This is a genomic window from Enterococcus sp. LJL120, from assembly GCF_054871765.1.
The window spans coordinates 310,364-327,810 of record NZ_JBTXLV010000004.1 but is presented as its reverse complement, the minus strand read 5'-3'; the positions used below and the strand labels follow the sequence as shown (position 1 = coordinate 327,810).

Annotated in this window: 17 protein-coding genes and 1 other annotated feature; of the genes, 14 read left to right on the top strand and 3 right to left on the bottom strand. The window is 41.3% G+C overall.

Going from position 1 to position 17,447, the window contains the following annotated elements; genetic code table 11:
* The first annotated feature begins 92 nt into the window (after positions 1-92).
* The gene (locus tag ACYSNU_RS08955) at positions 93-293 is read left to right on the top strand and encodes a cold-shock protein (protein WP_265459133.1); all 201 of its coding nucleotides are present in this window, start codon (positions 93-95) and stop codon (positions 291-293) included.
* Positions 294-523: 230 nt separating this feature from the next.
* Here the strand turns inward: ACYSNU_RS08955 and ACYSNU_RS08950 are convergent, their stop codons facing one another.
* The gene (locus ACYSNU_RS08950) at positions 524-1,555 is read right to left on the bottom strand and encodes a hypothetical protein (protein ID WP_461736860.1); all 1,032 of its coding nucleotides are present in this window, start codon (positions 1,553-1,555) and stop codon (positions 524-526) included.
* Between the two features lie 227 nt (positions 1,556-1,782).
* Between ACYSNU_RS08950 and ACYSNU_RS08945 the strand changes: the two genes are divergently transcribed.
* From ACYSNU_RS08945 to asnS, 4 genes are all read left to right on the top strand, one after another.
* Positions 1,783-4,578, top strand: a complete 2,796-nt coding sequence (locus tag ACYSNU_RS08945) for a helicase C-terminal domain-containing protein (protein ID WP_461736858.1) — start codon at positions 1,783-1,785, stop codon at positions 4,576-4,578.
* Positions 4,579-4,642: 64 nt separating this feature from the next.
* Entirely contained in the window at positions 4,643-5,146 is a 504-nt protein-coding gene (locus tag ACYSNU_RS08940; protein ID WP_265459139.1) for a cell wall elongation regulator TseB-like domain-containing protein, read from the top strand.
* A gap of 32 nt (positions 5,147-5,178) precedes the next feature.
* Complete coding sequence (locus ACYSNU_RS08935) at positions 5,179-6,363, top strand: pyridoxal phosphate-dependent aminotransferase (RefSeq protein WP_461736857.1); 1,185 nt, start codon at positions 5,179-5,181, stop codon at positions 6,361-6,363.
* An 88-nt stretch (positions 6,364-6,451) separates the two neighbouring features.
* Positions 6,452-7,750, top strand: a complete 1,299-nt coding sequence (gene asnS / locus ACYSNU_RS08930; protein WP_461736855.1) for an asparagine--tRNA ligase — start codon at positions 6,452-6,454, stop codon at positions 7,748-7,750.
* A 59-nt stretch (positions 7,751-7,809) separates the two neighbouring features.
* Here the strand turns inward: asnS and ACYSNU_RS08925 are convergent, their stop codons facing one another.
* Positions 7,810-7,977, bottom strand: coding sequence for a DUF3042 family protein (locus ACYSNU_RS08925; RefSeq protein ID WP_461736854.1), 168 nt, complete (start codon positions 7,975-7,977; stop codon positions 7,810-7,812).
* A 158-nt stretch (positions 7,978-8,135) separates the two neighbouring features.
* Between ACYSNU_RS08925 and tsaB the strand changes: the two genes are divergently transcribed.
* The 5 genes from tsaB (at position 8,136) to argS (ending at position 12,888) form a co-directional block, all read left to right on the top strand.
* Positions 8,136-8,852, top strand: coding sequence for a tRNA (adenosine(37)-N6)-threonylcarbamoyltransferase complex dimerization subunit type 1 TsaB (tsaB, locus tag ACYSNU_RS08920; RefSeq protein WP_461736853.1), 717 nt, complete (start codon positions 8,136-8,138; stop codon positions 8,850-8,852).
* A complete protein-coding gene (rimI, locus tag ACYSNU_RS08915; RefSeq protein ID WP_461736851.1) occupies positions 8,836-9,375 on the top strand; it encodes a ribosomal protein S18-alanine N-acetyltransferase in 540 nt (179 codons plus the stop codon). The genes tsaB and rimI (ACYSNU_RS08915) overlap by 17 nt, the downstream gene beginning before the upstream one ends.
* Before the next feature lie 14 nt (positions 9,376-9,389).
* A complete protein-coding gene (rimI, locus tag ACYSNU_RS08910) occupies positions 9,390-9,869 on the top strand; it encodes a ribosomal protein S18-alanine N-acetyltransferase (protein ID WP_461736850.1) in 480 nt (159 codons plus the stop codon).
* Positions 9,848-10,864 carry a tRNA (adenosine(37)-N6)-threonylcarbamoyltransferase complex transferase subunit TsaD gene (tsaD, locus tag ACYSNU_RS08905; RefSeq protein WP_461736849.1) on the top strand — a complete coding sequence of 339 codons (1,017 nt, stop codon included), beginning with the start codon at positions 9,848-9,850 and terminating at the stop codon, positions 10,862-10,864. Before rimI (ACYSNU_RS08910) ends, tsaD begins: the two co-directional genes overlap by 22 nt.
* A gap of 61 nt (positions 10,865-10,925) precedes the next feature.
* Positions 10,926-11,122, top strand: a binding site (T-box leader).
* A gap of 74 nt (positions 11,123-11,196) precedes the next feature.
* On the top strand, positions 11,197-12,888 hold the full coding sequence (gene argS / locus ACYSNU_RS08900; protein WP_461736847.1) for an arginine--tRNA ligase: 1,692 nt from the start codon (positions 11,197-11,199) through the stop codon (positions 12,886-12,888).
* Between the two features lie 106 nt (positions 12,889-12,994).
* Here the strand turns inward: argS and ACYSNU_RS08895 are convergent, their stop codons facing one another.
* Positions 12,995-13,753 (bottom strand): IclR family transcriptional regulator, encoded by a 759-nt coding sequence (locus ACYSNU_RS08895; protein ID WP_461736846.1) that lies wholly within the window; start codon positions 13,751-13,753, stop codon positions 12,995-12,997.
* Between the two features lie 213 nt (positions 13,754-13,966).
* Here ACYSNU_RS08895 and ACYSNU_RS08890 point away from each other — a divergent pair, with 213 nt between their 5' ends.
* The 4 genes from ACYSNU_RS08890 to ACYSNU_RS08875 are packed head-to-tail and all read left to right on the top strand — an operon-like array spanning position 13,967 to position 17,447.
* Positions 13,967-14,740 (top strand): 2-keto-4-pentenoate hydratase, encoded by a 774-nt coding sequence (locus ACYSNU_RS08890; RefSeq protein ID WP_461736845.1) that lies wholly within the window; start codon positions 13,967-13,969, stop codon positions 14,738-14,740.
* A gap of 15 nt (positions 14,741-14,755) precedes the next feature.
* Positions 14,756-15,637 carry an acetaldehyde dehydrogenase (acetylating) gene (locus ACYSNU_RS08885; RefSeq protein WP_461736843.1) on the top strand — a complete coding sequence of 294 codons (882 nt, stop codon included), beginning with the start codon at positions 14,756-14,758 and terminating at the stop codon, positions 15,635-15,637.
* On the top strand, positions 15,637-16,662 hold the full coding sequence (gene dmpG / locus ACYSNU_RS08880) for a 4-hydroxy-2-oxovalerate aldolase (RefSeq protein WP_461736842.1): 1,026 nt from the start codon (positions 15,637-15,639) through the stop codon (positions 16,660-16,662). The genes ACYSNU_RS08885 and dmpG overlap by 1 nt, the downstream gene beginning before the upstream one ends.
* The gene (locus ACYSNU_RS08875; RefSeq protein WP_461736840.1) at positions 16,659-17,447 is read left to right on the top strand and encodes a 2-keto-4-pentenoate hydratase; all 789 of its coding nucleotides are present in this window, start codon (positions 16,659-16,661) and stop codon (positions 17,445-17,447) included. The genes dmpG and ACYSNU_RS08875 overlap by 4 nt, the downstream gene beginning before the upstream one ends.

The window sequence follows — 17,447 nt, the reverse complement described above, 5'->3', positions numbered from 1 at the left end:
TAGGTAATTATGGTAGTTTGTTTCCTTTAAAACATCTCCTATATTGACTCAGCATGGAATTGCAAAAACATCTTTTAGGAGGAATTTTTTTCATGGAAACAGGTACAGTAAAATGGTTTAACGCAGATAAAGGGTTTGGATTTATTACAGCAGAAAACGGTAGCGACGTATTCGTTCACTTTTCAGCTATCCAAACTGATGGCTTCAAAACTTTAGAAGAAGGCCAAACTGTTAACTTCGACATCGAAGAAGGACAACGTGGACCTCAAGCAGCTAACGTTACTAAAGCTTAATTCAAGTAAACCTTTCAACCGGCGAGATTTTTCTCGCCGGTTTTTTTTGTACAGAAAATTTTATTTAAAGAAATAAAAATTGTAACTTATTTTTCTGTTCCAAACCGAATTATCTATCTTGGAGGACAAGTAAAGAGGCCAGTACCAATTAGCGATAATGCTAACAAGTACTAGCCAACAGATTTTCAGTTAAATGAATTTGGTAAATAGCTTCTATAAGAAAATTTATTTTACGGATAGCACTTTGCGCACGGAGTCAGACCACGGGCTAAAGCCTCATCCAAGGTTGCCTCTGAATAATTGCCATTTCCACACTTATGGGTATGATATTTTTTACCAGTGGGTGTCACCATTACCATTTGAGCAGTAGGCGTTTGGGTGTTTGCATTTTCCTCTGCAGCCGCTGCAGCTTCGGCGGCGGCAACAGCTTCTTCAGCTAATCTTTGCTCTTCAGCCTTTTTATTCGCAATCGACTGATTGACTTGTTCGACTCGTGTTGATAAATCTGCGTTAGTTGTTGGTAAAGAAGCCAATAAGGTTACGGCTTGTTGATAATCCTCGTCCGATAAAGACTGTTCGGCCTTTTCAACAGCAGCGATGGCTTCGTTGACTTTTCTTTCGGTTTCTTCTTTTAAGACTACGGTTTGTTCGATGCTGGATACTCGATCTGCAAGGGCTGTTTTGTTGAGGGTCGCCAATTCAAGTTTTTCTTGAGCAACAGACAGATTTGTTCTGTTCGGCTCTGCTTCAGCTGCTTCAATCGCTGTAAGTATTGGTAAGTGCTCTTCAATAATCGCAAGTCGCTCACTAATATCCGAGTATTCTTTACTAAGACTAGCAATTAAAGTAAAGGCTTGATCGTAATTTTTTTGATTCGGATTTTTCTCCGCTAAGGCAAGCACTGTTTCGGCATCGGCTCGTTCAGTAGTCTCAATGAAGGTCGAAGAGGGGCGAATCAGCACCTCTTTTTTTATTTCATCACCGTTAAAGTCGATGGTCACGACAACATTTTTATCAGTTAAACTTGTTAAACTAATTTCATGGTTGAAACTTCCGTCATCTGTCTCAATTGTTTTCCCATCAATTTTTACAGTGCTGTCAGGATTAGTTTCCCCGCTAATCGTGGCAGTACCGGCTTCACTCGTTGTGATGGAAGCTTTTTCTATCGTCAAAAAAGCTTCTTCAGCATTACAGCCAGTGAGTAAAGCTAAAAAGACAATCAAACCCAACAAAAAACTTTTCTTCCCCAAAATCTTTTTCATGACAGTTCCTCCTTTGTTTAAAATTCCCGCTTAACTTTTTTTAGTGTTGATAAATAGTTCTGTAATAATTATATCATTCAGAAGTAAACGTTTGCACAATAAACTGAAATAAAAAGTCTTAAAATGACAAGTTGCGTAACTTAACTAAGAAAAAACTCTAGTCGTCTCCCTCTTACAATTTTTGATTTTTATAGTATAATTTTTGAGGATAACTAGGGAGGTTTCTGATGAAGTCAAAAACATATGCGGTTGTGGATATTGAAACAACCGGCACAGATCACAAAACAGATCGCATCATTCAATTTGGCTGTGTCTTAGTTGAAGATGGAGAAATTGTCTCCCGTTTTGCCACGGATATTAATCCTGACCAAAAAATTTCCAAGCAAATCCAAAGTTTGACTGGCATTACAAATAGTCAGGTGCAAAAAGCGCCTTATTTTGAAGATGTTGCCTTAACAATTTATAACTTATTGGTGGATACTACTTTTGTCGCCCACAATATTTATTTTGACTATAACTTTTTAAATGCGGAATTAGTCCGCTGCGGTGTGCCGGAATTGGCAATTCCCGGCATCGATACCGTGGAGCTGGCGCAGATTTTTTTACCGACCGAAGCGAGTTTTCGTCTCAAAGATTTATCCGATTCTCTCGGCTTGATCCATGAAAATCCCCATCAAGCTGACAGTGATGCGGAGGTGACCGCCCAATTATTGTTAAAAATTACCGAAAAAATTCGTTCGCTACCAGTAGTGACCTTGCAAAAAATTTCCGAATTAAGCTCATTGACTGGGATGGAGACTGGTCAATATATTGGTGAGTTAGCAGCTGATGTAGCAAAGCAGAAACCTGAGTTAGCAGAAAATTTGGAAATTGTTGCCGGTATTGCCCTGCGGAAAAAGACGGTGAATTTATTTTCCTATAATTTTTTTGGGCAGCAGGATTATCCTAAGTCCAATGCGGCGAAACGAAAATTATTTAATCAGGATTTAGAATTGCGCAAAGATCAAGGCGTTTTGATGAATCAGGTCTATCGTCATTTCACAGATAAAGACAGCGAGAAAAATTTATTGGTGGAAGCCGCACTTGGCATGGGCAAGACAATTGGCTATTTATTGCCATTGAGTTTTCTAGCAACGCCGGAAAATCCAGCAATTATCAGTACGGCTTCCATTGTGTTGCAACAACAGATTTTGGATAAGGATATTCCTTTGCTGAATCAAGTTTTGCCGCAAGAGATTCAGGGCACTTTGGTAAAAAGTCCCCGCCATTTTTTAAATCTGCAAAGTTTTCAGGCTACTTTGGCATATCCGGTTTCACAAAAGCAATATGCCCTTTATCAGATGGCGGTGTTGGTTTGGCTGACGGAAACGGAGACTGGGGACTTTGAAGAGCTGCAGATGACCAATTTGAATCATGCTTTTTGGGAAGACGTGGCCCATCAAGGACTCAATTATTTAGCCGAAAGCCAAGAGCTGTATCAAGAGGATTTTCTTTTGCATTTACATCGCAAAATGGCCCAAAGTAATTTTTTAATTGTCAATCATGCTTATTTGTCCTATGAATCTTTAAGAAATTATTTCCAACTACCAAAAAGTTCGTATCTTCTAATCGATGAGGCCCATCATTTAGGTGATGATTTAGAAAAGGCCAGTCAGCAACGGCTATCGCTGGGTTCTTTTCAGAAAAAAGCCCATCATCAACTAGCAGAAGGCCAATTTTTTGATGAACTGCAAAAGCTGATTGCCAAAAGTCAAAGCTTTACTGAGGCCGATCGGGATGCTTTTCAGTTATATCGTCAAAGTGTTGAAGATTTGTTGGAGGAACAGCAGGATTTTGCTAAGGAATTGCTGCGCCTCGTTAAACGACCGCAACAGCGCTTTGCGGTTGAAGAAGTCATAACAGAAGAGGATTTTGAATTGCTGTCTGATTTTGGCTTTAGTAAGTTGAAGTCTCTAAAGGCCCTTTATCAAGATATTTTGCTTTTGCAGCAGCGTTTAGAAACTATTTTGCAGGACAATCTTGAAAATTGGACCCTTTATCAACGGAAACTTTTTAGCACACTTGCTAATTTTTTTCAGCGGATTAAACAGCAGACTGATTTTTTCACCCTTTGGACGGAAAATTGGCAGGGGCGTTATGTTCACTGGCTGATTCGTGAAAAAAATAATAGTTTGAGTTTAATGCTCTATGATTATCAAGCAGCGGTTTTAAAAGAAACCAAATGGTACGAACGCTATCAAAAAATTCTTTATATTGGCGGAACAATTCGCGTCGGTAGTGATCGCCAATACTTTCCCAAGCGCTGGGGCTTAAACGATGCGAAAGTTAAAATTATTAAAAGTCCTTATGATTATAGCCAGCAGGCCCGCTTGTTTGTGCCTAAAGAGGCTGTTTTTGCCAATCAGATTGAACAGGTTGATTTTATTAATTTTCTAGCTGAAACTTTATTGGAAATTGCCGACAATCAGCAGGAACGGATTTTAGTCTTGTTTACCTCCCATGAGGTCTTGCAGCAGGTTTATTTCCGAATCCAAGGGCGCTTATTAGATAAAGGGCGGGAATTATTTGCCCAAAATATTAACGGCACCCGGGAAAAATTATTGAAGCGTTTCTTTTTATCTGATTCTGGAATTCTGTTAGGAGCGGATAGTTTTTGGGAGGGCATTGATTTACCGGGAGACACCTTGAAATTATTAATCGTCACCCGATTGCCCTTTGATAACCCACGGCGGCCTTTGACCAAGGCCCGCAATCAGTATTTAGAGAGTCAGGGGATCAATCCTTTTTATCAGGAATCGCTGCCGAAAACCGCTTTAAAATTGAAGCAGGCCTTAGGGCGGTTGATTCGTTCTAAAAAAGATTACGGCGTGATGATTGTACTGGATCGCCGCTTGGTTTCTGCCAGCTACGGGAAACGGATTATCAAAGTTTTACCGGAGGACTTGCCAATTGAAGAGTTGGCTTTGACGGATTTATTAAGTGCGACCAAGGATTTTCTAGAAAAAAAGAGTAAAAATTTCTAAAGCGCTAAAACTCCAGAATTTTTCTGGTATAATGAAACACAATTAAGCATTGAGGAGTTTTCTTTTGGAAGCAAAAATTAAACGTGATCGAAAAATTAACGGCATCGTCTTTAGCCTGATTCTGCTCTTAATTTTATTTTTAGTTTTAGGAGCGATTTTTTTCATTCGGGCAACCAGACCTCAGCGTCAAGCAAAAGCGGAGGCGGCAGCCATCGCTCAAACCTATGCCAATGTCAGCACAGTCGATACCTTTTACTGGTTTACTTGGGGTGAAAGTTATTTCACCGTGCTGGGAGAAGATGCGGATAGCCAAGCGGTGGCCGTCATTATTTCACAAGACGGCGGCAATGTGAAAGTAGTCAATCAAAGCGACGGCTATTCAGAAATGGAAATCCGGTCGATTGTCCAGCAGGATTACAATAATCCAACCATTTTAAAGGCCAATTTAGGCATGTATCAAGACCAAGTCGTTTGGGAGGTTATCACCCGCGACAGTTCACAGCAGTTAACTTATTATCTGCTAGATTTTACTACGGGAAGTGAAGTCAGTGTTGTCGCTGACGTTTAATTTCGAATAAAAAATTGAAGGGGACATGAGTTATGTTATCAAAACGTGCGGAGCAACTAGAACCATCCGTGACTTTTGCGGCTTCAGCTAAGGCTAAAGCGCTGAAAGCCGAAGGGAAGGATGTATTGAGTCTGACTGTGGGAGAGCCAGATTTTCAAACACCGGAAAATATTAAAGCAGCAGCGATTCAAGCAATTAAAGATGGGAAAACGCATTATACACCATCAGCGGGAATTCCAGAATTACGCCAAGCAATCGTTGACCATGTAAAAACTTATTATGGTTTGGATTATCAGACAAAGGAAGTTATCGTAACCGATGGCGCAAAGTTTGCGTTGTACGCGCTTTTTCAAGCCATCCTCAATGATGGTGATGAAGTGATCATCCCAGCACCTTATTGGGTGAGCTACGGTGAGCAGGTGAAATTGGCAGCCGGCAAACCAGTTTTTGTTGAAGGCCTCCATGAAAATTGTTTTAAAGTGACCGTTGAACAGCTGGAGTCTGCTAAGACTGAAAAAACCAAAGCGCTGATTTTAAATTCACCATCAAATCCAACGGGAATGATTTACACGAAAGAAGAATTGACAGCTATCGGATTATGGGCTGTTGAAAATAATGTCTTGATTATTGCAGATGATATTTACGGCCGCTTAGTTTATAACGGCAATCAATTTACGCCGATTGCTACTTTAGGCGAGTCTATCCGTAAACAAACTATTATTATTAATGGTGTTTCAAAAACATATGCGATGACCGGCTGGCGCATTGGTTATGCAGTGGGTAATCAAGAAATTATTGCGGCGATGATTGATATCGCATCGCAATCCACTAGTAATCCAACCGCAATCAGTCAGTATGCTGCTTTAGAAGCTTTGACTGGACCACAGGAAACGGTTGAAGTGATGCGGGAGGCCTTTGAAGCCCGCTTAAATGAAATTTATCCATTGGTAGCCGCTTTACCTGGAGTGAAACTAGAAAAACCCCAGGGCGCCTTTTATCTTTTTCCAAATGTGAAGGAAACTTTAGCAATCTGCGGCTATGATAATGTCACAAAATGGGTTGATGATTTATTAGCGGAGGGCTACGTTGCCTTAGTAACCGGCGAAGGCTTTGGCGCACCGGAAAATGTGCGAATGAGTTACGCAGCTGATTTAGAGACCTTGAAAAAAGCTGTTGAACGAATGGCAGCCTTCATTGAAAGTAAACGACAAAAGTAAGTTTTTAATTTTAGCTAAAAACAATTCGGGATAATTGTAGACTAGTTGAAAAGTTGATTTCATTCGACTTTGAAGAGGAGAGACAATCGTGAAACAAATATCAATTATTGATTCAAAAGATCACGTAGGAGAAACAGTCCAAATCGGAGCCTGGGTCGCCAATAAACGTTCCAGCGGGAAAATTGCTTTCTTGCAATTGCGGGATGGCACAGCTTATTTCCAAGGAATTGTTGTCAAGAGTGAAGTGCCGGAAGAAGTTTTCCAACTGGCAAAAAATCTGAATCAAGAAACTGCCATTTTATTAACCGGAGAAGTACGGGAAGATACCCGTTCAAAATTTGGTTATGAAATTGGTATTTCTGCTATTGAAGTCGTCGGCGAAAGTCATGACTATCCAATTACACCGAAGGAACACGGCACTGATTTTTTGATGGATCATCGCCACTTATGGCTGCGTTCATCAAGACAGCATGCCATCATGCAAATTAGAAATGAATTAATTCGGGCGACCTACGAATTTTTCAACAGCAATGGTTTTACCAAAATTGATCCGCCAATCTTAACTGGTTCAGCAGCTGAGGGCACAACGGATTTGTTTGAAACCAATTATTTCGATCAGAAAGCCTATCTGTCTCAAAGCGGCCAATTGTATATGGAAGCAGCTGCTATGGCCTTTGGCAAAGTTTTTTCATTTGGACCAACCTTTAGAGCAGAAAAATCCAAAACGCGTCGCCATCTGATTGAATTTTGGATGATTGAACCAGAAATGGCCTTTATGCATCAAGAAGATAGTCTAGAAGTTCAAGAACAATACGTGGCCTTTTTAGTCCAAAGTGTATTGGACAACTGTGATTATGCTTTAGATGTTTTAGAACGGGACAAAGAAGTCTTGAAAAAATATACCCAGCTGCCATTCCCACGAATCAGCTACGATGAAGCCGTTGAATTATTGCAGAAAAATGGCTTTGAAGATATCCAATGGGGAGATGATTTTGGTTCACCTCATGAAACATTTATCGCAAACTCCTTTGAACAACCTGTCTTTATTTTAAACTATCCAAAAGCGATTAAGCCGTTTTACATGAAGCCGCACCCAACAAGAGATGATGTTGTGATCTGTGCGGATATGATTGCTCCAGAAGGCTATGGCGAGGTAATCGGCGGCTCCGAGCGGGCAACCGACTTTGAATATTTGTTAGAACAAATTAAAGCTCATGGTTTGGATGAAGAAGAATATCAATGGTATTTAGATTTAAGAAGATATGGTAGTGTGCCTCATGCTGGTTTTGGCTTAGGCTTAGAACGGGCGGTAACTTGGATTGCCGGCATTGAACATGTCAGAGAAGCGATTCCGTTCCCGCGTCTATTAAATCGGATTTATCCATAACAGAAAAAAAGTGGAAACTCTCACCTTTGAGGGTTTCCACTTTTTTATTTTAAGAAAAATTAACGAGCTGAACTTTTACGGCGGGCTTTCCGACGATTTTCTTCAATCATCGCTTCTTTTTCAGTGATTGGATCAATGACTGTTTTTTTCACACTAGCCAAAAAGCCAGCTGCGACAGCCACTGTAGTTAAGCTGCCAAGGACAACGCCAGTTACAAATTTTTTCATAGTTATCACCCTTTCAATTATTCTAGACCTCTTTATTATGAAGGAAATCTTAAAAAATTACTAGTGAAAGGCAATTCTTGAGAAAAAAATTCTGAGAGCTTCTTTAAAAAAAGCAGATGTGCTACAATTAGCTGAATAACAAGAAGAAGGGGTCATTTATGATTACTTTAGGGATTGATACAGCCAATCAGCCCTTAGCAGTTGGGCTGATTCAAGACGGGAAAATTTTAGGGGAAATTCAAACAGCAGTCAAAAAAAATCACAGCCTGACTTTAATGCCTGCAATAGAAGAGTTGACGGCTGCGGTCGGTTTGAAACCCGCAGAGATTGACCGGATTGGTGTGGCGCAAGGGCCTGGCTCATATACAGGATTAAGAATCGGTGTCACAATTGCCAAAACGTTAGCTTATACCTTAAAAAAAGAATTAGTTGGCATCTCCAGCCTAAAAATAATTGCCGCCAATTGCCACAATGTGAAGGGCTGGCTAGTACCACTATTTGATGCTCGTCGAGAAAATGTCTATGCGGGAATCTATCAATGGCAGCAGGGAGAATTAATTGAAGTTTTAGCTGACCAACACATTGCTTTAGCGGAACTTTTAGAAAAAATTCCACCAGAACAAGAGGTTTATTTTGTTGGAGTGGATACCGAAAAATTTTTAGACAAACTTCAGGGCAATCCTTTGTGGACCATAAATCCCATTGCAGAATGGGATTTGCCAAGAGGAACCGTAGCAGCCGCCTTGGCAGCCGCGGGGGAGCCAGTAACAGATATCCACGGCTTTTTACCCGATTATTTGAAACGGGTAGAGGCCGAAGAAAACTGGTTGAAAACCCATCATGAGAACGGGGAAAATTATGTTGAAAAAATTTAAAGAATTTCTTCAACTCTTTTTTTCCAAACGAGAGCCACTGACATATCCTCAGCAGCAGGTAACCATTCATGGGCAACTTTATTTAGCTCGTCAGCTTGAGGTTTTAGATGTGGATCAAGTTTTTGCCTTGGAGGGGGAAGTTTATTTTAATGAGCATCCCTGGACAAGAGGCGCTTATATCCATGAGCTGCGCCAAAGCAAGCATAAACTGTATTTAGGTTTATTTTTAGACAGCCAGTTATTGGGCTTTGTCGGTTGTCGGGTGGCCAGCGGCGATTGCCATATTACTAATGTTGCAGTCAAGCCAACTTTGCAAAGTAGCGGCTTGGGCTCATGGCTGATTGACGAAGTCGAAAAATTTGCTATAATGTGGCAATGTGAGAGTATGAGTTTGGAAGTTAGAGTTAGCAATCTCAGCGCTCAGCGGCTGTATCGTCGCAAAGGGTTTGTATCAAGAAAAGTTAAATACAATTACTATGATGACAGTGCTGAAGATGCACTGGACATGGTGAAATATCTTTAAGTGAGGGATTGGCAGTGTTAGTCAATAAACATTTTCTGCCGGCAGAAAAATTAGCTCCTAAGTTATGGCAAATGGCAGAAGCCAGCTATCAATTTGGAGCGCCGTGGCAGGAAAATGAATTTCTAGCTGATTTAAGTTTAGGTCACAGTGAGTACGTAATTTTTGTGGAGGATGATTTGATTTTAGGTTTTCTTGGTTATCATTGGGTCGTTGATGAAGCGGAGATTACTAATCTGGTTGTCAATCAAGCAGAAAAGCATCAAGGTGTCGGCAATCGTTTAATTTGTGAGCTGATGGATCAGGTAGGCAGTAAAGGTGTCGAGCATGTCTATTTAGAAGTGCGGGCCTCCAATGAAGCCGCCCAGAAATTATACAAGAAAAATAAATTTGTTGCTGTGGGCAAACGGAAACACTATTATCAAAACCCTCAGGAAGATGGAATTGTGATGTCAGGAAAGGTGCGCATTGAAAAATGTCAAAAGTTAAGAGCTTAATTTTGGCGATTGAAAGCAGCTGTGATGAAACCAGCGTCGCCGTTGTCGAAAACGGCGAAAAAATTTTAGCCAACATTGTCGCATCGCAAATAAAAAGTCACCGTCGTTTTGGCGGCGTCGTGCCAGAGGTTGCTAGTCGTCATCATGTGGAACAGATTACTTTGTGTATTGATGATGCGTTGGCGGAGGCAGAAATTGAACCACAAGATTTATCAGCCGTCGCCGTAACTTATGGCCCCGGTTTGGTGGGAGCCTTGTTAATTGGCGTATCAGCGGCAAAAGCGTTTGCTTGGGCATATGATTTACCGTTAATTCCAGTCAACCATATGGCAGGACATATCTATGCGGCTAAATATGTGCAGCCGTTAAAGTTCCCGCTTTTAGCTTTACTAGTCAGCGGCGGGCATACCGAATTAGTTTATATGGTTGAAGATGGTTCTTATGAAATCATCGGCGAGACTCGTGATGATGCAGCTGGTGAAGCCTATGATAAAGTCGGCCGCATTTTAGACCTGCCTTATCCCAGCGGAAAAGCTTTAGATGAATTGGCTCATCAAGGAAAAGATACTTATCATTTTCCGCGGGCAATGCTACAAGAAGACAATTTAGATTTTAGTTTTAGCGGTTTAAAGAGCGCTTTTATTAATTTAGTTCACAATGCGCAACAACGGGAAGAAATGTTAATTCCTGAAGATTTAGCAGCCAGCTTTCAAGCCAGTGTGGTGGATGTCTTAGTCGGCAAAACTAAAAAAGCCTTGGCTAGCTATCCCGTTAAGCAATTAATTATTGCTGGCGGTGTTGCTGCCAACCAAGGTTTAAGAGCAGGCATGACTGAAATGATGGCTGAAAATTATCCGGAAATTGAACTGTTAATTCCGCCATTGCGTTTATGCGGTGATAATGCGGCTATGATTGGCGCTGCTGGCTATATTGAATTTAAAAAGCAGCATCTAGCTAATATGGCTTTGAATGCCAAGCCAAGTTTGACATTTTAAAATGAATCCTGTGGTTTTTCTAGAAATTTCCGCAGGAGTCTGCTATAATTTTGGCAGTTAAAAAATGTCTGTTACGACAAAAGAGTAACGATTACAGATTTTCACAGCGAGTTTAGATTTGGTGGGAGCTAAACAAAAATGTAATGGTGAAACGCCCTTGTCAGATTCTGTTTGCAGACGGCAGCTACCGTTATCAGCATAAAGTTGGCCGCAATTGCGGCAATCAGAGTGGTACCGCGGGAAATTCTCGTCTCTAGTTCTGTCAGTTTTAGAGCTGACAGTCTTAGAGGCGTTTTTTTTTACTTATTTATTTTGTTAAGGGGAGAAATTTTATGAACAATCAAGAAATCGTGGCAAAGGTCATCTTTGATGTTGTCAAAGAACATTTGTCATTAGCCGAAGTCCAAAAATTATTGGAAACACCCAAGTCAGTTGACCATGGCGATGTGGCCTTTCCAGCCTTTGCTCTAGCCAAGGCTTTTCGCAAAGCGCCGCAGCAAATTGCGGCTGACTTAAAAGAGCAGATTAACGGGGAAGCCTTTGAAAAAATTGAAGTCGTGGGACCTTATTTAAATTTCTTTATGGATAAAGGTCAAGTCACTGAAAAAACGTTGAAGGCCGTAATTGAAGCCGGCGAACATTTCGGCGACAGCACAATTGGTGAAAATGGCAATGTCACGATTGACATGTCTTCGCCCAATATTGCAAAACCAATCTCAATGGGCCATTTGCGCTCAACGGTTATCGGCAACTCGATTGCCCTAATCATGAAAAAAATTGGCTACAACCCGATTCGGATCAATCATTTGGGGGACTGGGGCACGCAATTTGGTAAATTGATTGTGGCTTATAAAAAATGGGGTAGCGAAGAAGCAGTGCGGGCGACACCGATTACTGAGTTGCTGCGCCTTTATGTACAATTCCACGAAGAAGCAGAAACAGATAAAGCTTTGGAAGATGAAGCGCGGGCTTGGTTTAAACGCTTAGAGGAAAACGATGAAGAAGCGTTGCGTCTATGGAAATGGTTTAGAGAAGAATCGCTAAAAGAATTCAACAAAATTTATGACATGTTGGAAATTTCTTTTGATTCTTTAAACGGAGAAGCCTTCTACAATGATAAAATGGCTGAAGTTGTTACTCTATTAGAGGAAAAACATCTATTAAAAGAAAATCAAGGGGCAGAAATTGTCGATTTGTCTGCCTATGACTTAAACCCAGCCTTAATCCGTAAATCTGATGGGGCAACTTTATATATTACCCGAGATTTAGCGGCGGCTATTTATCGTAAACGGACCTATGATTTTGCCAAATCGTTGTATATTGTAGGGAACGAACAAAGCAATCACTTTAAACAATTAAAAGCTGTTCTCAAAGAGCTAGGTTTTGATTGGTCAGACGAGATGGTCCACGTGCCCTTTGGTTTAATTACTCAAGGTGGTAAGAAACTATCCACCCGTAAAGGTAAAATTGTTTTATTAGAAGAAGTTTTAAACGAAGCAATTGCATCTGCCAATGAACAAATTACCGAAAAAAATCCTGACCTCGCCAACAAGGATGAAGTGGCCAAACAAGTTGGGGTTGGAGCGGTAGTTTTCCACGATTTGAAAAATGATCGCTTAAATAATTTTGATTTTAATTTAGAAGAGGTTGTCCGCTTTGAAGGGGAAACCGGTCCTTACGTGCAATACACCTATGCTCGAGCGATGAGCATTTTACGGAAGGCTGACTTTGTTGCCGATGCCGAGAAGTCATATACTTTGGCTGACCCTGAAAGCTGGGAAGTCGTAAAATTATTACAAAAATATCCTGAAACAGTTTTGCAGGCGGCTAACAATTTTGAACCGTCAGTGATTGCTAAGCATGCGATTAAATTAGCGCAGGCCTTTAATAAATACTATGCCCAAACTAAAATCTTAGTCGATGACAATGAAAAAGAAGCTCGTCTAGCACTGGTTTATGCGCTGACAACCTTATTAAAAGAAGATTTACGTTTGCTGGGTGTTCACGCACCACAGGAAATGTAGGACAAACTTAAAAGCTTAATGCCTTTGACATACGAATTCCTCTAACAGTTTTTTCTAGACTGTTAGAGGCTCTTCATAAATCTAGGCGTTAAGCTTTTTTTATCCGTTAATTCCAAAAGCCAATGCGCCGCGAGGAATCTTTAGCGGCTTTTTTTAACAGCGGCACCAGTTGCTGAACTTTTTGTGGATTCAAGCGTTGGGAATCTCCGACTAAAGAAATGGAAGCGACGACCGTTTCAGTATAATCTCTAACGGGAACTGCTAAAGAAGAAACGCCGACGGTTAACTCGTCTTTACTATAAGCAAAACCGGCTTGCCGAATTTTCCCCAACTCTTCGGCAAATTGTAAAGGATTAACAATTGTTGAGGGCGTATAAGCTGTCAGGGTTCGTTCACTTAATTTATCTAAGGGTGAAGGATCTTGAAAGGCTAATAAAAGTTTTCCTGAGCTAGTTGCATGGGCCGGATTGCGCCGACCGAGATGAGTTTTCATTTTTGTGTGGCTGGCGGATTCTTCTTTAAAAATATAAATAATCTCCCAGTCATCTAAAACTGCTATGTGGCCGCTCTCATTTGTTTTGACGACTAATTGGCTAAGGATCGGTGACAATTCCTGCTGGATGGTAATAGAGCTTAGTGCAACGCCCGCCAAGGTTAGTAAAGACAAGCCTAAAAGATAAGACTGTTGATCTTTAGCTTTGCGGACGAAGCCTTCATTAGCCAAGGTGTTTAAAGTTCGGCTGACAGCACTTTTCGATAAGCCAGTCTGCTTGCTTAATTCAGTCACCCGCCATTTACTTTTTTCAACGGTAAAACATTTTAAAATCAATAATGCATTTTTTACAGATTGCAGTTCTTGTGTCATCAGAACCCTCCTGTTTCTCTATATGCAACACGATAGGAAATTCTTTAAAATGTAATCGCTTACTATAGAAGTATTTTAAACTAAAAAACAAAAAAAATAAATCTTGTTGCTTATAAAGGGAAGCGGGGCTTTTGCATTTTGACAAAGCTTCGTATCATAAGGGCATAGACAAGCGAGAAATGATGATTAACAAGACTGTAAAGGAGGAGCGGAATGAAGTTTGATGCAGAAAAGTTAGCAGATTTTTTGGCAGCAGCCTTCCAAAGTAAAGGCGTGCAGCCACTAACAAAAATAGTTCCCGGCTTAACAGTGGATCAAGCCTATCAAGTGCAATTGGAAACAATCCTACGGGCTTTAGCTAAAGGCCAAAAGATTACCGGTAAAAAAATCGGGTTAACTTCTGTCGCCATGCAGGAATCTTTAGGAGTCAATGAACCTGATTATGGTCATTTATTAGATGCCATGGAAATTTCCGATGGCAAAAAAGTTCCTGAGGAGTTAGTTTTGCAGCCGTGGGTTGAAGGAGAAATTGCCTTTGTTCTTAAAGAGCGATTGATGGGCCCTAACGTGACAGCAGATGAAGTCGTGGCGGCCACCGATTATATTACGCCGGCCATCGAAATTGTCGACAGTCGCATTAAAGATTGGCGGCTGACTTTGCCGGATACCGTTGGCGATAACGCTTCTTCGGGATTATATGTACTGAGCCCGGCCAAGTTTTCAATTCATGATTTTGATTTACGATTAGTGGGTATGGCCCTTTATAAAAACAATGAATTAATTAATACCGGAACCGGAGCCGCTTGTTTGGACAATCCGATTAATGCAGTTGCTTGGTTAGCAAATAAATTGGCAGACTATGATATTGCTTTAGAAAAAGGTGAGGTCATTCTTTCGGGAGCATTATCAGCAGCGGTACCGGCAGCACCCGGCGATTATTTTGAAATGAAATTTAATCAAATGGGCACGGTGTCAGTTTACTTTTAAAAGGAGGCATCTATTTTGGAAAAATTAAAGGCTGGAATTATCGGCTCGGGAAATATCGGCAGCGATTTAATGTTTAAATTAAAAAAATCTGAGCTGATTGAACCCACTGTGATGATTGGTATTGACGATCAGTCGCAGGGAATGATTAAAGCCCGTGAAAATGGGTTACAGACTTTTGCAGGCGGCATTGATGAATGGGCCGAAAAAGCTCCTGAGTCAGTTGATATTTTATTCGATGCGACATCTGCTACTGCTCATCTCCACAACAATGAAATCGCCCAAAGCTTAGGCAAAGTTATGTTGGATTTAACGCCAGCCGCAGTCGGTCCCTTTGTGATTCCTTCGGTAAATTTGGCGGAGTACATTCAAGAAAAAAATATTAATATGGTGACCTGCGGAGGCCAAGCAACCGTGCCGCTTATTGCGGCGATTGCTGAAGTGCAGCCGGTGGAATATGGCGAGATTGTGGCTACGATTTCCAGTAAGAGCGCTGGTCCGGGGACGCGGGCGAATATTGATGAGTTCACTGAGACGACAAGTAAAGCCATTGAAGAAATCGGCAGTGCCGAAACTGGTCGGGCAATTATTATTTTAAATCCTGCGGAGCCGCCGATTTTTATGCGGGACACTGTTCGTGTGTTGGTTGATGGCAAACCTAAAACGGCGGAAATTTTAGCGGCCATTGATAAAAAAGTGGCTGAGGTTCAGCAATATGTTCCTGGTTACCATCTGCGGAGCGAACCAATTATTGATAAAAATGAAATTACTGTTTTTATTGAAGTTGAAGGCGCTGGTGATTTTCTACCAAGCTATGCCGGTAACTTAGATATTATGACTTCGGCGGCGACCAAAGTGGCGGAAGAAATTGCAAAACACCGTAGTCAGGAGGAAGCGTAATGGAAAAAGATTTAGATGTGGTCATTACCGAGGTTGCCCTGCGGGATGGCAGTCACGCCGTCAGTCACAGCTTCACCGAAGAACAAGTGCGTGATGTGGTTAAAGCTTTAGATGAGGCAAGGGTTCCTTATATTGAAGTGGCCCACGGTGATGGCTTAGGCGGTAGCACATTGCAATACGGTTTATCGCGGGTCAACGAATTTAAATTAATTGAAACGGCCGTAGCGACTGCGAAGTATTCTAAAATTGCTGTTTTACTTTTGCCGGGGATTGGCACAGTTCACGATTTGCAGCACGCTCGAGATTTAGGTGCGTCTTTAGTTCGGGTGGCAACACATGTTACTGAAGCTGATGTATCAGCTCAACATATAAAAGCTGCTAGAGAAATGGGCCTGACCACTTTTGGTTTTTTAATGATGGCGCATATGGCTCCCATTGATGTGCTAGTCAAGCAGGCGCAGCTAATGGAAAGTTATGGTGCCCAAGCCGTCTATATGACAGATTCTGCCGGCGCTCTCTTGCCGGATGAAGTCTTTGAACGAATTACCGCCTTGAAAAAAGCTCTGTCAATTGAAGTTGGCTTCCACGCCCATAATAATCTTGGGCTAGCGATGGGCAATACTTTGGCAGCAATTAAAGCAGGCGCAACTCGGATAGATGGCAGCATTCGAGCATTAGGTGCCGGAGCTGGTAACACTCAGACCGAAGTTTTAGTAGCGGTCTTAGATAAATTAAAAATAAAAACCGGAATTGATTTGTATAAAATCATGGATGCCGCAGAGGATGTGGTGGCACCAATTTTACAAACGCCGCAAATTATTACCAAAGATAGTTTGACGATGGGCTATGCTGGCGTTTATTCCAGCTTTCGTTTACATGCTCAAAGGGCTGGCGAAAAATTCGGCATTGATCCCCGTGATATTTTAATAGAATTAGGCAAAGAAAAGGTTGTAGGTGGGCAAGAAGATATGATTCTTGATGTTGCCAAAAGGATGAGTGAAGAAAGGGAGGCGCAAACTAGTTGAATGAAGAACGATTTGCAAAAATCGTCACAGCAATTTTAGCTGCCCAATTAATTCCTCAAGAGATTCCTAAGCTAACAGAAAGCCTAGCTGTTGATTTAACGGTGGCTGAAGCATACCAAATTCAAAAAGCTGTGTTAGAAAAAAGGATTTCTAAAGGGGAAAAAGTCAAAGGCTTAAAGATGGGCCTGACGAGTCGTGCCAAAATGCAACAGATGCAGGTTGATCAACCGGTTTACGGAAAGCTTTTAGATTCAATGGTCAGCCCAGATGGCGGCAGTATCGCCTTATCTAATTTTCTTCATCCAAAAGTGGAGGCAGAAATTGGTTTTGTTCTTAAACATGATTTATTCGGAGAAAATTTAACCATTTCCGAAGTAATGGCAGCAACGGATTATATTTTTCCGGCACTTGAAATTATTGATAGCCGCTATAAAGATTTTAATTTTACGATTTCAGATGTAATCGCTGATAATACTTCAGCTGCCGGCGTCATTTTTGGTAACAATTCTCGAAAATTGATGACGCAGGATTTAGCAACGATTGGTGTCGTTTTAGAAATTAATGGACAAGTCAGAGAAACGGGAGCTGGGGCGGCGGTCTTGGAGCATCCAGCACAGGCCATTATCGAACTTGCAGAATTATTAGCCAAAGAAAAACAAATTTTGCCAGCTGGTTTACCGATTTTGACCGGTAGCATCACCCAAGCTGTTACTTTGCAGGCTGGTGATTATGTGACTGCCACTTTTGGCGAAGACTTAGGTAGCGTGCGTTTATTTGTAAAGTGA